The organism is Pseudomonas sp. NPDC089392, from assembly GCF_044749595.1.
Taxonomy (GTDB): Bacteria; Pseudomonadota; Gammaproteobacteria; order Pseudomonadales; family Pseudomonadaceae; genus Aquipseudomonas.
The window spans coordinates 93688-108730 of the sequence record NZ_JBIVIF010000007.1 but is presented as its reverse complement, the minus strand read 5'-3'; the positions used below and the strand labels follow the sequence as shown (position 1 = coordinate 108730).

The 15043-nt window shown below is 63.7% G+C and carries 13 protein-coding genes and 1 other RNA gene; all 14 read right to left on the bottom strand.

The annotated features are described in order from the left end of the window. Window positions 1-4 precede the first annotated feature (4 nt). The gene (locus tag ACIP1G_RS09370; RefSeq protein ID WP_400735763.1) at window positions 5-961 is read right to left on the bottom strand and encodes a D-alanine--D-alanine ligase; all 957 of its coding nucleotides are present in this window, start codon (window positions 959-961) and stop codon (window positions 5-7) included. Continuing rightward, complete coding sequence (gene murC / locus ACIP1G_RS09365; RefSeq protein WP_400735760.1) at window positions 958-2406, bottom strand: UDP-N-acetylmuramate--L-alanine ligase; 1449 nt, start codon at window positions 2404-2406, stop codon at window positions 958-960. Before murC ends, ACIP1G_RS09370 begins: the two co-directional genes overlap by 4 nt. Next, complete coding sequence (gene murG / locus ACIP1G_RS09360; RefSeq protein WP_400735757.1) at window positions 2399-3478, bottom strand: undecaprenyldiphospho-muramoylpentapeptide beta-N-acetylglucosaminyltransferase; 1080 nt, start codon at window positions 3476-3478, stop codon at window positions 2399-2401. Before murG ends, murC begins: the two co-directional genes overlap by 8 nt. Beyond that, window positions 3468-4682 (bottom strand): putative lipid II flippase FtsW, encoded by a 1215-nt coding sequence (gene ftsW / locus ACIP1G_RS09355; protein ID WP_400735754.1) that lies wholly within the window; start codon window positions 4680-4682, stop codon window positions 3468-3470. Before ftsW ends, murG begins: the two co-directional genes overlap by 11 nt. Then, window positions 4679-6025 (bottom strand): UDP-N-acetylmuramoyl-L-alanine--D-glutamate ligase, encoded by a 1347-nt coding sequence (gene murD / locus ACIP1G_RS09350; protein ID WP_400735751.1) that lies wholly within the window; start codon window positions 6023-6025, stop codon window positions 4679-4681. The genes ftsW and murD overlap by 4 nt, the downstream gene beginning before the upstream one ends. A 6-nt stretch (window positions 6026-6031) precedes the next feature. Then, window positions 6032-7114, bottom strand: coding sequence for a phospho-N-acetylmuramoyl-pentapeptide-transferase (gene mraY, locus ACIP1G_RS09345; RefSeq protein WP_003251852.1), 1083 nt, complete (start codon window positions 7112-7114; stop codon window positions 6032-6034). Further along, on the bottom strand, window positions 7114-8481 hold the full coding sequence (gene murF, locus ACIP1G_RS09340) for a UDP-N-acetylmuramoyl-tripeptide--D-alanyl-D-alanine ligase (RefSeq protein ID WP_400735748.1): 1368 nt from the start codon (window positions 8479-8481) through the stop codon (window positions 7114-7116). Before murF ends, mraY begins: the two co-directional genes overlap by 1 nt. Beyond that, a complete protein-coding gene (locus ACIP1G_RS09335) occupies window positions 8474-9961 on the bottom strand; it encodes a UDP-N-acetylmuramoyl-L-alanyl-D-glutamate--2,6-diaminopimelate ligase (RefSeq protein WP_400735745.1) in 1488 nt (495 codons plus the stop codon). Before ACIP1G_RS09335 ends, murF begins: the two co-directional genes overlap by 8 nt. After that, window positions 9961-11709, bottom strand: coding sequence for a peptidoglycan D,D-transpeptidase FtsI family protein (locus ACIP1G_RS09330; RefSeq protein WP_400735962.1), 1749 nt, complete (start codon window positions 11707-11709; stop codon window positions 9961-9963). The genes ACIP1G_RS09335 and ACIP1G_RS09330 overlap by 1 nt, the downstream gene beginning before the upstream one ends. Next, window positions 11709-12002: a cell division protein FtsL gene (gene ftsL, locus ACIP1G_RS09325; RefSeq protein ID WP_400735742.1), complete on the bottom strand. Its 294-nt coding sequence runs from the start codon at window positions 12000-12002 to the stop codon at window positions 11709-11711. Before ftsL ends, ACIP1G_RS09330 begins: the two co-directional genes overlap by 1 nt. Further along, complete coding sequence (gene rsmH, locus ACIP1G_RS09320) at window positions 11999-12946, bottom strand: 16S rRNA (cytosine(1402)-N(4))-methyltransferase RsmH (protein ID WP_400735739.1); 948 nt, start codon at window positions 12944-12946, stop codon at window positions 11999-12001. The genes ftsL and rsmH overlap by 4 nt, the downstream gene beginning before the upstream one ends. Continuing rightward, a complete protein-coding gene (gene mraZ, locus ACIP1G_RS09315; RefSeq protein ID WP_004575120.1) occupies window positions 12943-13398 on the bottom strand; it encodes a division/cell wall cluster transcriptional repressor MraZ in 456 nt (151 codons plus the stop codon). Before mraZ ends, rsmH begins: the two co-directional genes overlap by 4 nt. Window positions 13399-13707: 309 nt before the next feature. After that, window positions 13708-14080: RNase P RNA component class A (gene rnpB, locus ACIP1G_RS09310), an RNA gene on the bottom strand. Window positions 14081-14147: 67 nt separating this feature from the next. After that, a complete protein-coding gene (rsmI, locus tag ACIP1G_RS09305; protein WP_400735736.1) occupies window positions 14148-15023 on the bottom strand; it encodes a 16S rRNA (cytidine(1402)-2'-O)-methyltransferase in 876 nt (291 codons plus the stop codon). Between the last annotated feature and the right edge of the window lie 20 nt (window positions 15024-15043).

Here is a 15043-nt window from a genome sequence, read left to right as displayed (position 1 = left end):
GTTATTAACCTCGCGTCGCCACGCTTTCAGCCAGGATTGCCAGCACCAGTTGCTGGAAGTCCAGGCCGGCCGCGCGGGCCGCCATGGGCACCAGGCTATGGTCGGTCATGCCGGGTGCGGTGTTGACTTCGAGCAGCCAGAACCGGCCCTGCTCGTCCTGCATCACGTCCAGCCGCCCCCAGCCTTCGATGCCAATGGCATCGCAGGCGCGTGCGGTCAGGTCGATCAGTTCCTGTTCCTTGACGCTATCCAGGCCGCACGGAATGCGGTACTGGGTATCGTTGGCGATGTACTTGGCGTCGTAGTCGTAGAACACGTGCGGCGTACCCAAGGCGATCGGCGGCAGCACCTGGCCGCGCAGTACCGCGATGGTGAACTCCGGGCCGTGGATCCACTGCTCCACCAGTACCTGGGAATCGTATTGGGCAGCGTCCTGCCAGGCGGCGACCAGTTCCTGGGCGCTGTTCACCTTGGCCATGCCGATGCTAGAGCCTTCATGGGCGGGTTTGACGATCAGCGGGAAGCCCAGTTCCGTGCTGGCCTGCAAACAATCGCTTTCGCTCGCCAACACCGCGTGGCGCGGGGTCGGAATACCCAGGCTCTGCCACACCTGCTTGGTGCGCAGTTTGTCCATGGCCAGCGCCGAGGCAAGGATGCCACTGCCGGTGTAGGGGATGCCCAGGCACTCGAGCAGGCCTTGCATGCTGCCGTCTTCACCGCCACGGCCGTGGAGGATGATGAAGGCGCGGTCGATCTTCTCGCTTTGCAGGCGGTCGAGCAGGTCGTCGCCCACGTCGATGGCAACCACGTCGACACCGGCGGTGGTCAGCGCATCGATCACCGCAGCGCCAGACTTCAGCGACACTTCACGCTCGGCACTCTTGCCACCGTACAGCACGGCGACACGGCCGAACGCCTTGACGTCCAGGGTCGAGTGCAGTTTTTCGTAGGCGCTGGTCATTTCGACTTCTCCTGCTTGGCGCCAGCGAACAGCGGGCTTTTCATCAGTTGCGGGGCCAGGCCGCCAACATCACCGGCACCTTGGCAGATCAGGATGTCGCCAGCGCGCAGCAGCGGCTTGACCAGCGGCGCCAGTTCGACGCCACGTTCGATGTAGATCGGGTCAAGCTTGCCGCGTTGGCGGATGCTGTGGCACAGCTGGCGGCTGTCGGCACCGGGGATCGGCTCTTCGCCGGCCGGGTACACCTCCATCAGCAGCAGCACGTTGGCATCACCCAGCACCTGGACGAAATCGTCGTACAGGTCGCGGGTACGGCTGTAGCGGTGCGGCTGGTAAACGATCACCAGGCGGCGGCTTGGCCAGCCACCGCGCACAGCCTTGATTACCGCAGCCACTTCGGTCGGGTGGTGGCCGTAGTCGTCGACCAGCATCACGCTGCCGCCGTCGACCGGCAGTTCGCCGTACACCTGGAAGCGTCGGCCTACGCCCTGGAAGCCGGACAGGCCCTGGATGATGGCCTCGTCGGTGATGCCTTCGTCAGTGGCGATGGCAATAGTGGCCAGGGCGTTGAGCACGTTGTGGTTGCCGGGCATGTTCACCGACACCTCCAGCGGCTCGCAGTCACGGCGCAGCACGGTGAAGTGGGTCTGCATGCCTTGCTGGCGCACGTTGATGGCGCGGATGTCGGCCTCTTCGCTGAAGCCATAAGTCACGGTCGGGCGCTTCACCTGCGGCAGGATCTCGCGCACTACCGGGTCGTCCAGGCACATCACGGCCAGGCCGTAGAACGGCAGGTTGTGCAGGAACTCGACGAAGGTTTTCTTCAGCTTGTTGAAGTCACCTTCGTAGGTCGCCATGTGGTCGGCGTCGATGTTGGTGACCACGGCCACCATCGGCTGCAGGTGCAGGAAGCTGGCGTCGCTCTCGTCCGCTTCGGCGATCAGGTAGCGGCTGGTGCCCAGCTGGGCATTGGTGCCGGCCGCGGTCAGGCGGCCACCGATGACGAAGGTCGGGTCCAGGCCGCCGGCGGCGAATACCGAAGCCAGCAAGCTGGTGGTGGTGGTCTTGCCGTGGGTGCCGGCAACGGCCACGCCATGGCGGTAGCGCATCAGCTCGGCGAGCATCTCGGCACGCGGCACCACCGGAATGCGCCGCTCAAGGGCGGTGGCCACTTCCGGGTTGGCCGGGTTGATGGCGCTGGACACCACCAGCACATCGGCGGTGGCGGCGTTCTCGGCGCGGTGGCCGACGAAAATCTCGGCGCCAAACGACTCCAGGCGCTCGGTGACCGGCGAGGCTTTCAGGTCGGAACCGGACACTTCATAGCCCAGGTTCAGCAGCACTTCGGCAATGCCGCACATGCCCACGCCGCCGATACCGACAAAGTGGATACGGCGGATACGGCCCATCTTCGGCTGGGGCATGGCTTTCTGGCTCTCAACCATGGGCCACCTCCAGGCAGATATCGACCACGGTGCTGGTTGCGGCAGGTTTGGCCAGGCGCCGCGCGGTGCCTGCCATGACATTGAGTTTTTCGGGTTGCATCAGCACCTCGTTCAGGCGTTCAGCAAGCTGTGCTGCGCCAGTTGTCGCTTGTGGCATGAGGAAGGCAGCGCCTTCCCGGGCCAGATATTGGGCGTTGTGGGTCTGGTGGTCGTCGATTGCGTGGGGCAACGGCACCAGCATCGAAGGCAGGCCTGCTGCCGCCAGTTCGCTGACAGTCAGGGCACCGGCCCGGCACACCACCATGTCGGCCCAGCCATAGGCTTGGGCCATGTCCTTGATGAAGGGCTCTACCTGAGCCGCGACGCCCACCTCGTGATAACGCTCGGCGGTGATCGGCGCGTGTTGCTTGCCGGCCTGGTGGAACACCTCTGGCCGCAGCGCGGCGGGCACTTCAGACAGGGCCTTAGGCAACAATTTGTTCAATGGTTCCGCACCCAGGCTGCCGCCGAGTACCAACAGGCGCGCACGGCGTTCGGCCAGGGGCGCGCGTTGCGCGTCCATGAACAGCTCCGGGCGCACCGGGTTGCCGGTGGTGCGACGTTTGTCGCTGGCCTCGAAGGTGTTCGGGAAAGCTTCGCAGACCCGCGCCGAGAGTGGCACCAGCAACCGATTGGCGGTGCCGGCACGGGCGTTCTGCTCGTGAATCACCAGCGGCACGCCGCACAGCCGCGCAGCCACACCGCCGGGGCCGGTCACATAGCCGCCAAAGCCCAGTACGCATACCGGCTTGAGCTGGCGAATGATGCGCCGCGCCTGCAGCACGGCCTTGACCAGGGTGAAAGGCGCCTTGAGCAACGACAGCTTGCTTTTGCCGCGCAGGCCGCTGACCTGGATCAGGTGCAGCGGCAAGCCAGCCTGCGGCACCAGTTCGTTCTCGATACCACGCGGGGTGCCCAGCCAGTGCACGCTGTAACCGCGCGCCTGGAACTCACGGGCGCAGGCCAGGGCCGGGAACACGTGGCCCCCGGTGCCGCCCGCCATGATCAGTACGTTCTTGCCGTCAGCGGCCATGAGTGGTCTCCTCGGCAAAATCGCTTTCGCTGAATTCGTGTTCCTCACTGCCCAGGTGTGTGCGGCTTTCCCATTCGATGCGCAGCAACAGCCCCACACAGGCGCAACAGATCACCAGCGAGCTGCCCCCGTAGCTGAGGAACGGCAAGGTCAGGCCCTTGGTCGGCAGCAGGCCGACGTTCACGCCGATGTTGATCAGGAACTGGCCGATCCACAGGAAGGCCAGGCCGAAAGCCATGTAGGCGGCGAAGAATTGCTTGGCCTTTTCGGCCCACAGGCCGATATACAGGGCGCGCACGGTAACGAACACGAACAGTGCGATGGTCACCAGCGAGCCGACCACGCCGAGCTCTTCGGCCAGTACCGAGAACACGAAGTCGGTATGCGCTTCAGGCAGGTAGAACTGCTTCTGCACGCTATTGCCCAGGCCAACACCCAGCCACTCGCCACGGCCGAAGGCAATCAGCGCCTGGGTCAGCTGGTAGCCCGAACCGAACTGGTCGGACCACGGGTCGGTAAAGGTAATCAGGCGCGCCATCCGGTACGGCTGCGCCTGCACCAGCACGAACACCGCCACCACCGCCAGCACCACCATCAGGCTGAAGCGGAACAGCCCCACCCCGCCGAGGAACAGCATGGCCGCAGCCGCGCCCATCATCACCACGGTGGCGCCGAAGTCCGGCTCCATCAGCAGCAGGGCGGCCATGGGCAGCAGCACGATGAACGGTTTGAAGAAACCCATCCAGGTTTCACGCACCTCGGTCTGCCGGCGTACCAGGTAGCCGGCCAGGTAGACGACCACGAACACCTTGGCGATTTCCGAAGGCTGGACGTTGAAGAAGCTGAAGCCAATCCAGCGCATCGAGCCGTTCACTTCACGGCCAATACCCGGCACCAGCACCAGCACCAGCAGGCCGAAGGCGCCCAGCAGCATCATGAAGCCCATGCGTTGCCAGGTGGCGATCGGCACCAACATGGTGGCGCCACAGGCGACCAGGCCGATGGCCACGTACACCAGATGGCGGAACATGTGGTAAAGCGGGTTGCCCGACTGCACCGCAGCCACTTCCGACGACGCCGAGGTGATCATCACCAGGCCCAGGCCCAGCAGTGCCAGGCAGCCGGCGAGCATCGCGAAGTCCAGGTCGATGCCACGGCCGCTGATCAGCGGCGACGGGTAGGGCTTGAGGATGCCGAAGATCATGCAAGGCCTCCCGCTGCCTGGGCGAACAGGCGGCCGCGTTCTTCGAAGTTCTTGAACATGTCGAGGCTGGCGCACGCGGGCGACAGCAGCACCGCATCGCCGGCCTGGGCCAGTTCGGCGCATTGCTGCACGGCTTCGTCAAGGGTCTTGACCCGCACCAGTTGCACGCCATCGCCCAGGGCTTCGGCCAGGCGCTCGGCATCACGGCCGAGCAGTACCACGGCACGGCAGAAGCGCTTGACCGGTTCGCGCAGTGCGGCAAAGTCGGCGCCCTTGCCATCGCCACCGGCGATCAGCACCAGCTTGCCTTCAATGTCGGCACCCAGGCCTTCGATCGCGGCCAGGGCAGCACCGACGTTGGTGGCCTTGGAATCGTCGTACCAGTTCACCCCGTTACGCTCGCGCACCCATTGGCAACGGTGGGCCAGGCCACCGAACTCGCGCAGGGCTTCGAGCATGGGCTCGAATGGCAAGCCTGCGGCATGGCCCAGGGCCAATGCTGCCAGGGCGTTGCTCTGGTTGTGGGCGCCACGCACCTTCAGCTCGCGTGCTGGCATCAGCGCCTGGAACTCGAACGCCAGGTATTTTTCGCCATCCGCTTCACGCAGGCCAAAGGCCTTGAAGTCTGGCTGGTTGAGGCCAAAGGACCAGCATGGGCGGCCTTCCACCGGCAGTGGCCGGCTCAGGGCATCCTGGCGGTTCACCACCACTTGCTTGGCACCACGGAAGATCCGGTGCTTGGCCAGGTGGTAGGCCGGCAGGCCGCTGTAGCGGTCCATGTGGTCTTCGCTGATGTTCAGCACGGTGGCCACTTCGGCGTTGAGCTGGTCGGTGGTTTCCAGCTGGAAGCTGGACAGCTCCAGCACGTACAGCTCGACATCATCGGCCAGCAGGTCCAGCGCCGGGGTACCGAGGTTGCCACCCACGGCCACACGCTTGCCGGCCTTGGCGGCCATTTCGCCGACCAGGGTGGTGACGGTGCTCTTGGCGTTGGAGCCACTGATGGCAATGATCGGCGCCTTGGCGTAACGGGCGAACAGCTCGATGTCGCCGGACAACTGCACGCCACGCGCAGCGGCCTGCTGCAGGGCCGGGGTGGCCAGAGCCAGGCCCGGGCTCACGTACAGCTCGTTGGCGCGGCACAGGAAGTCCACGTCCAGCTCACCACAGCGCACTTCCACCTGCGGGTAATCACGGCGCAGGGTGTCCAGTTCCGGCGGTTGCTCGCGGGTGTCGGCGACCGCAAAGGCAATGCCCCGGCTCGCCAGGAAGCGAACCAGGGACATGCCGCTCTTGCCGAGGCCGACAACGATGCGGAATTGGTCGGAAGCGATCAAAGACACGCTCATCTACCTCAGTTTCAGGGTTGCAAGGCCGATCAGCACCAGGATCACGGTGATGATCCAGAAGCGGACGATCACCCGTGGCTCTGGCCAGCCCTTGAGTTCAAAGTGGTGGTGGATCGGCGCCATGCGGAACACGCGCTTGCCGGTCAATTTGAAGGAGGCGACCTGGATCACCACCGACAGGGTTTCCACGACGAAGATGCCGCCCATGATGAACAGGACGATTTCCTGGCGCACGATCACCGCGATGGTGCCCAGTGCGGCACCCAGCGCCAGCGCGCCGACGTCACCCATGAATACTTGCGCCGGGTAGGTGTTGAACCACAAGAAGCCCAGGCCGGCACCGATCAGCGCGCCGCAGAACACGATCAACTCGCCTGAGCCCGGCACGTAAGGAATCAGCAGGTATTCGGCGAACTTCACGTTACCCGACAGGTAGCAGAAGATGCCCAGCGCGCCGCCGACCATTACCGTCGGCATAATCGCCAGGCCGTCGAGGCCATCGGTGAGGTTGACCGCGTTGCTGGAGCCGACGATGACGAAGTAGGTCAGCACGACGAAACCGACGCCCAGCGGAATGGTGACGTCCTTGATGAACGGCAGGATCAGCGTGGTCTCGACGCTGGTCGGCGCAGTCTTGTAAAGGAACACCGCCGCAGCCAGGCCAAATACCGACTGCCAGAAGTACTTCCAGCGGCTTGGCAGGCCACGGGAGTTCTTTTCGATCACCTTGCGGTAGTCGTCGACCCAGCCGATGGCACCGAACGCCAGGGTAACGATCAACACCACCCAGACATAGCGGTTGCTCAGGTCGGCCCACAGCAGGGTGCTGACGGCGATGGCCGACAGGATCAGCGCGCCACCCATGGTCGGCGTGCCGGACTTGGACAGGTGCGATTGCGGGCCGTCGTTACGCACGGCCTGGCCGATCTGGCGAATTTGCAGGGTACGGATCATCCACGGCCCCAGCCACAGCGCCAGGGACAACGCGGTCAGTACACCAAGAATCCCGCGCAGGGACAGGTACTGGAAGACCGCGAAGCCTTTGTGGAACTGTTGCAGATACTCGGCCAACAGCAGCAGCATTAATGTTTCTCCCCGCTGGCACCGCACAATGCCGCCACGACGTTTTCCATCGCAGCGCTGCGCGAGCCCTTGATCAAGATAGTGGTGTCGCTGGCATTCTCGGCGCTAACCGCGTCGATCAGCTCAGCTTGAGTTGCGAAATGGCGGCCATTGGCGCCGAACGCCTTGACCGCATGTGTCATGTTGGAACCCACTGCGTACAGGGCGTCGACCTTGCCACGCGCGTAGTCACCCACCTGACGGTGGCCTTCTTCCGCCCATTGCCCCAGTTCGCCGATATCCCCAAGCACCAGGACGGTGCGCCCGGAAAAGCCGGCGAGTATATCAATGGCCGCGCACATGGAGGTGGGATTTGCGTTGTAACTATCGTCGATCACCCGCACACCGTTCGGCGCGATTTGCGCCACGGTACGGCCCTTGACCGGTTGCACGGCAGCCAGGCCGGCGGCAATGCCGCTCAGGCTCAGACCAACGGCATGCGCAGCGGCGGCGGCGGCCAGGGCGTTGCTGACGTTGTGCTCACCCAGCACATTGAGCTGCACGTCTACCGCTTCACCGGCGCCATGCAGCTTGAACGATGGGCAACCACGGGCATCGCGACCGATGTCTGTGGCGTAGAAATCGGCCTTGTTGTTGCTGCGCGCGAAACTGATGACCTGGTGCGCACCGGCACGGGCCTTCCAGATGGCGAAGGCTTTGTCGTCAAGGTTGAGGATGGCGATACCGCCCTCGCCCAGGCCTTCAAGAATCTCGCCCTTGGCCTCGACGATCTTCTCCGGGCCACCGAACTCACCCACATGCGCGGTACCGGCGTTGTTGATGATGACCACCTGCGGCAGGGTCAGGCCGACGGTGTAGCGGATTTCGCCAATGCGCGAAGCGCCCAGCTCGATCACTGCGGCGCTGTGCTCCGGGGCGATCTCCAGCAGGGTCAGCGGTGCGCCGAGGTCGTTGTTCAGGTTGCCGCGGGTGGCGTGCACCAGGCCACGGGTGCGCAGGATGCTGGCGAGCATTTCCTTGACCGTGGTCTTGCCGCTGGAACCGGTAATGGCCACCACCGGCTTGTCGTAGGCGGCGCGGTTCAGTGCACCGAGCTGGCCCAGGGCCAGGCGGCAATCGGCAACCAGCAGCTGCGGCAGGTCGACATCGGCGACTTCACGCTCGACCAGGGCCGCGACAGCGCCCTTGGCTTTTACATCAGCCAGGTAGTCGTGGCCATCGAAACGCGGGCCGGCCAGGGCGACGAACAGTTGCCCGGCGCTGACGCTGCGGCTGTCGATGCTGACACCGGTGAAGGTGGCATCGGCGCCGATTTGTTGACCACTCAGTGCTGTGGTCAGCTGGCTGAGTGACAGCGGTTTAAGCATGTGGCGCCTCCCAGGCTGCAAGTGCCTTTTCGGCTTCGATCAGATCGGAGAAGTCATGGCGCTCGCCATTGATCTCCTGGTAATCCTCGTGCCCCTTGCCGGCCAGCACGATCACATCGTTGGCAGCGGCGGTGGCGATCAGGTGTGCGATGGCCTCACCACGACCGGCGACGAACTCGACCTCGCCAGGCTTGGCGAAACCCGGACGGATGTCGTCGAAGATGCGTAGCGGGTCTTCGGTCCGTGGGTTGTCGTCGGTGACCAGCACGCGGTCGGCCAGGCGCTCGGCCACTTCGGCCATCAGCGGGCGCTTGCCGCGGTCACGGTCGCCGCCGCAGCCAAACAGGCACAGCAGCTTGCCGTGGGCGTGCGGGCGCAGGGCTTCGAGCACTTTGTCCAGGGCGTCCGGGGTGTGCGCGTAATCGACTACCACCAGTGGCTTGTCGCCACCACCCAAACGCTGCATGCGGCCTACCGGACCTTGCAGTTTTGCAGTGACCTTGAGGATCTCGTCCAACGCATAATCCAGTGCCAGCAGGGTCGCGACGGCGGCAAGCATGTTGCTCAGGTTGAAGCGGCCAAGCAGCTGGCTGCGCAGGATGTGTTCACCCTGGGCGGTGACCAGCGTGGCGCGCACGCCATCGTCGCTGAATACCGCTTCGCGACAGAACAACGAGGCTTCCGGGTTCTCCAGGCTATAGCTGAGCAGCCGGGTCTCGATAAGATCGACACTCGGGCGGCGGGCAAAGTCGACTGCCAGGCGACGACCGAAGTCATCATCCAGGTTGACCACCTGGCAACGCAGGTTCGGCCAGGCAAACAGCTTGGCCTTGGCGGCCTCGTAGGCCTGCATGCTGCCGTGGTAGTCCAGGTGATCGCGGGACAGGTTGGTCATGACCGCGATGTCGAACGCCAGCGCGGCAACACGGCCTTGTTCCAGGGCGTGGGAGGACACCTCCATCGCCACGGCCTTGGCGCCCTGTTTTTTCAGGTCGTAAAGGGTCGATTGCACGGCAATCGGGTCTGGCGTAGTCAGGCGACCGCTCTGCAGCTCGCCATAGAAACCGGTACCCAAGGTGCCGATCAGGCCACAACGCTGGCCGAGGATATCCAGCGCCTGGGCCACCAGCTGGGTGACGCTGGTCTTGCCGTTGGTGCCGGTCACACCGACCAGGTTCAACTGGCGGCTAGGCTCGCCATAGAAGCGCCCAGCGATATCCGACAGCTGGGCAATCAGGCCCTTGACCGGAATCAGCGGCACATCAGTCAGCGGCAGCACGTTGGCGCCCTGCTTTTCATAAGCCACGGCGGCAGCGCCACGGGCCAGGGCATCGGCGATATGCTCGCGGCCATCGACCTTGGCCCCCGGCACGGCCAGGAACAGGTCGCCCGGGCGCACATTGCGGCTGTCCAAAGTCAGCTCACGGATCAGCGGGTCACGGCTGGCGTGGGCAAAAAGTTTGCCCAATGGCATTGTCATTATCCGCGCCCTCCTTTGGCGGCTGCTGCATTGACTTGCGATTGCCCGGCGGGTGCCGGTGCTGCTGGTGGCGGCAGATTGTCTGGCGGCACGTTCATCAGGCGCAGGGTGCCCGACATGACCTTGCTGAACACCGGCGCCGAAACCAGGCCACCGAAGTAGCCGCCCTTGCCCGGCTCGTCGATGACCACGACGATCGCGTAGCGCGGGTCGCTCATCGGCCCAAAGCCGGCGAACAGCGAGCGGTAGGCGTTTTCGGTGTAACCCTTGGAACCTACGGTGGCCTTACGCGCGGTACCGGACTTGCCGGCCACGTGGTAGAACGGCACCTGCGCACGGAACACGCCGCGCGGTGCTTCGATCACCTGCTGCAGCATGCCCTGGACGGTTTCGGCGGTTTCCTTCGGAATGGCCTGCACGGCTTCCGGGGCCTTGTCGACCTTGATGATCGACAGTGGCACCATCTTGCCGTCGTTGGCCAGTGCCGCGTAGGCATGCACCAGCTGCAGGGCGGTAACCGACACGCCATAGCCATAGGACAGCGTCGCGGTCTCGGCCTTGCGCCACTCGCGGTGGTTAGGCAGGTTGCCGACGCGCTCGCCCGGGAAGCCAAGGCCGGTGTACTGGCCCAGGCCGACCTGGGACATGACCCGGTAAATGGCCTCGCCGCCGATGTCGAAGGCGATTTTGCTCATGCCAACGTTACTGGAGTTGATCAGGATGCCGGTCAGGTCGAGGATCGGGCCCTCGCTGCGCGACACGTCCTTGATGGTGTAGCGGCCGATCTGCAGGCTGCCCGGGTACACCTCGACCTTGTCGCTCGGCTTCCAGCGGCCACTCTGCAGCGCTGCGCTCATGGAAATCGGTTTGACCGTGGAGCCCGGTTCGAACACGTCGATGATCGCCCGGTTGCGCATCGCTGCCGGGAACATGCTGCGACGGTTGTTGGGGTTGTAGGTCGGCTGGTTGACCATGGCCAGAACCTCACCGGTCTTGACGTCCATGATCACCAGGCTGCCGGCCTTGGCGTCCTGTTCGGCAATGGCGTTGCGCAGCTCGCGGGTAGCCAGGTACTGCAGGCGCAGGTCTATCGATAACGCCAAGGTCTTGCCGGCCTTGGCGTTCTTGGTTACCTGGATGTCCTTGATCAGCCGGCCGCGCCGGTCCTTGATCACCTGACGCTTGCCGGGCACACCGGCCAGCCACTCGTCATAGGCCAGTTCCACCCCTTCACGACCGTGGTCATCAAGGTCGGTGAAGCCAACCATGTGCGCGGTGACATCACCGGCCGGGTAGAAGCGACGGAACTCTTCCAGGCCGTACACACCCGGCACTTTCAGGTCGAGTACGTGCTGGCCCTGCTCCGGGGTCAGGCCACGGACCAGGTAGATGAACTCTTTGCTGGCCTGCTGGTTCAGGCGCTCGATCAGTTGCTGCGGGTTTTGCCCCAACGCCGCTGCCAGTTGCGGCCAGCGCTCCTTGGAAGCCTGCATTTCCTTGGGGTTGGCCCACAGGGTGGTGACCGGGGTGCTGACCGCCAGTGGTTCACCGTTACGGTCGGTGATCAACCCGCGGTGCGCCGGAATAGGAATGTGACGCAGGCTGCGCGCATCGCCCTGGCCCTTGAGGAAGGCACGGTCGACCACCTGCAGGTCGATGATGCGCCAGCAGATGGCACCGACCATGATCGCCAGCAAGCCGATCACCACGCGGAAACGCCACGGGTAGAGTGCGCCTTCGAGTTTCATCATGGCGCCACCATCCGCACTTCGTCAGCCGAAGGCACGCGCATCTTCAACTGCTCGGCAGCCAGGCTTTCGATGCGGCTGGCGGCAGTCCAGGTGCTCTGTTCGAGAATCAGCCGGCCCCACTCGGCCTGGGCCTTGTCACGCTCGCTCAACTCGCCGTACAGGGTGTTGAGCAGCTGACGGTTCCAGTGCGCGCTGTAGGACACGGCGATGGCCGAAATCAGCACGGCGACAAACAGCAGAAGCATCAGGAAGCTTCCGCCTGGCAAGGGTTTGGCAAACAGCCTGCTCACCGCAGCTTCTCCGCCACACGCATCACGGCGCTACGCGACCGCGGGTTGGCCTTGAGCTCGGCTTCGGAGGCGAACTGGGCCTTGCCGATGAGCTTGATTTTCGGTTCGAAGGCTTTGTGCTGTACCGGCAGGTTGCGCGGCAGGTTGTCGGCCTCGCCCTTGACCAGCTTGCGCATGAACAGCTTGACGATACGGTCTTCCAGCGAGTGGAAGCTGATCACCGCCAGGCGACCACCGACTTCGAGCGCATCCAGGGCAGCCTCAAGGCCAAGCTCAAGGTCGCCCAGCTCGTTGTTGACATGGATGCGCAGGCCCTGGAAGGCACGGGTAGCCGGGTTCTTGCCCTTTTCCCAGGCAGGGTTGGCCACCTTGAGCACTTCCGCCAGGTCGGCGGTACGGGTGAACGGCTGTTTCTCGCGGCGTTCGACCACGGCACGCGCCATGCGGCCGGCAAAGCGCTCCTCGCCGTACTCTTTGAAGACGCGGGCAATTTCTTCCACCGGCGCAGTGGCGATGAACTCGGCGGCACTGATGCCCTTGTCCGGGTTCATGCGCATGTCCAGCGGGCCATCATTGAGGAAGCTGAAGCCGCGCTCGGGGTCATCCAGCTGCGGCGAGGACACGCCCAGGTCCAGCAGCACGCCGCTGACCTTGCCGTGCAGGCCGCGCTCGGCCACTTCAGCACCCAGCTCGGCAAAGCTGCGCTGCACAATGACAAAGCGGCCGTCTTCGGCCGCCAGCGCTTGCCCCGTGGCAATCGCCTGTGGATCTTTGTCGAAGCCCAGCAGCCGCCCTTGCGGCCCGAGCTTGCTGAGAATCAGCCGGCTGTGCCCGCCACGGCCGAAGGTGCCGTCCAGATAGCAACCGTCGGCGCGCAGGGCCAATGCCTCGACAGCTTCATCGAGCAGGACGGTAATGTGGTTGAAGCCGCTATCTATGGTCACAGGATCAGGTCACGCAATTCGTCGGGCATGGCGCCCGGTTGTTGAATAGCTGCAAGGTCGGCTGCCGAAACCGCGTTCCAGGCATCCTCATCCCACAGCTGGAATTTGTTCAGTTGCCCCACCAGCATCGCCTTCTTGTCGAGTTTGGCGTACTCACGCAGACGGGGCGGTACCAGGAAACGCCCACTGCCATCGAGCTCCAGGTCAACCGCATTACCGATCAGCAAACGCTGCAGGCGGCGGTTTTCCTCACGCAACGATGGCAAGGCACGCAACTTGGCTTCTATCTGTTCCCACTCATCGAGGGGATAAACACACAAGCAAGGGTCAACGGCATCAATGGTCACGATCAGCTGACCATTGCAACGCGAATCGAGCTCGTCGCGGTACCGGCTCGGCATGGCGAGACGGCCCTTGGCATCGAGGCTGACGGCGTTGGCTCCGCGGAACACGGCTGCGATTCCCCACAATGTTAGCTTTTTTGTGCCAGAAAACCCACTTCATCCCACTTTCTGCCACTTGCGCACACTATAGGAATCCGCCCGCAGCACCGTCAAGGCACGTTCGGAAGGAAAAGCCTTACAGGACCGAGATTTAGCGCGATAACGGAATGCGGAATGACTTCCGACGGGAAAAAAACACGAGAAAAATCAAACCCACGCAAGCGAATGGAGTTCGAAGTTAAAGTGATTTATCAAGATTAAGATTTTTTCGGTATTACCGGCGCGCATCTGCTATCGAATCAAGCAGAGGAGGGAAAGGTGGAGAGTCGATCTGTAAGCCGGGTTTTGTCGAGGACAGTCATTCCTCTACGACGGCCATCACTGGACGCCTCTAGCAACCTACCCGGTTCCGACGCGGGCCACGCCTGATGGAACCCTATTTGGTCTTGCTCCGAGTGGGGTTTACCTAGCCACGAACTGTTGCCAGCCGTGCGGTGCGCTCTTACCGCACCTTTTCACCCTTACCGGCACCGAAGTGCTTAGGCGGTTATTTTCTGTGGCACTTTCCGTAGGCTCGCGCCTCCCAGGCGTTACCTGGCACTCTGCCCTATGGAGCCCGGACTTTCCTCCCCCCGTTTTTGTTCCACAAGGTGCGGAACAAAATACAGGCAGCGACTGTCCGATCGACTCTCCGCCGACAAGGTTACCGGCACACGCGCTCAAGAACAAGTGATAGCTCAATGTATATCAATTAGCCATTACTCGCTCTTCTGTTTTTCGAGTGCCGCTTGATATAAAAGATTCTTGCGCACGCCGGTAATTTCCGCCGCCAATGCGGCCGCACGCTTGAGCGGCAACTCCGCCAGCAACAAGTCGAGCACACGCATTGCCTCGGTGCTGATCGCCTGCTCCCCCTCGGGCGCACTCCAGCCACCGACCAGCACCACGCATTCACCGCGCTGCTGGTTGCTGTCACCCGCCACGAACGCACGCAGTTCAGCCAGGGGCAGGCCCTTGAGGGTCTCGAAGGTTTTGGTCAGCTCGCGCGCCAGCAGCGCCGGGCGCTCGCCACCGAATACCGCCTCCATGTCTTCCAGGCATTCGAGAATACGGTGCGGGGCCTCGTAGAAGATCAATGTGCGCGGCTCTTCTTTCACCTGTTCCAGTCGCGCCCGGCGCCCAGCCTGCTTGGCCGGCAGGAAGCCTTCGAAAATGAAACGGTCCGACGGCAGGCCCGCTGCCGACAGCGCCGCGATCAAGGCACAGGCGCCCGGCACCGGCACCACATTCACGCCCGCGGCCCGCGCCTGGCGCACCAGGTGGTAACCCGGGTCGGAAATCAGCGGCGTGCCGGCATCGGAGACCAGCGCCACATTCTCGCCGGCCAGCAGCTTGGTGAGGAAACGCCCGCCCTCATCGCGTTCGTTGTGCTCATGGCAAGCCGCCAGCGGCGTATCAATGCCAAAGTGCTGCAGCAGGCGGATGGAATGGCGGGTATCTTCGGCGGCGATCAGGGCCACGTCAGCCAGTACCTTCAGCGCCCGGGCGCTCATGTCGTCGAGGTTGCCGATGGGGGTTGCCACCACATACAGCGTCCCCACGGTGGATTTCGAAGCCCCTGCCACATCAGTCACTGCGCACACCTGTCATTCGG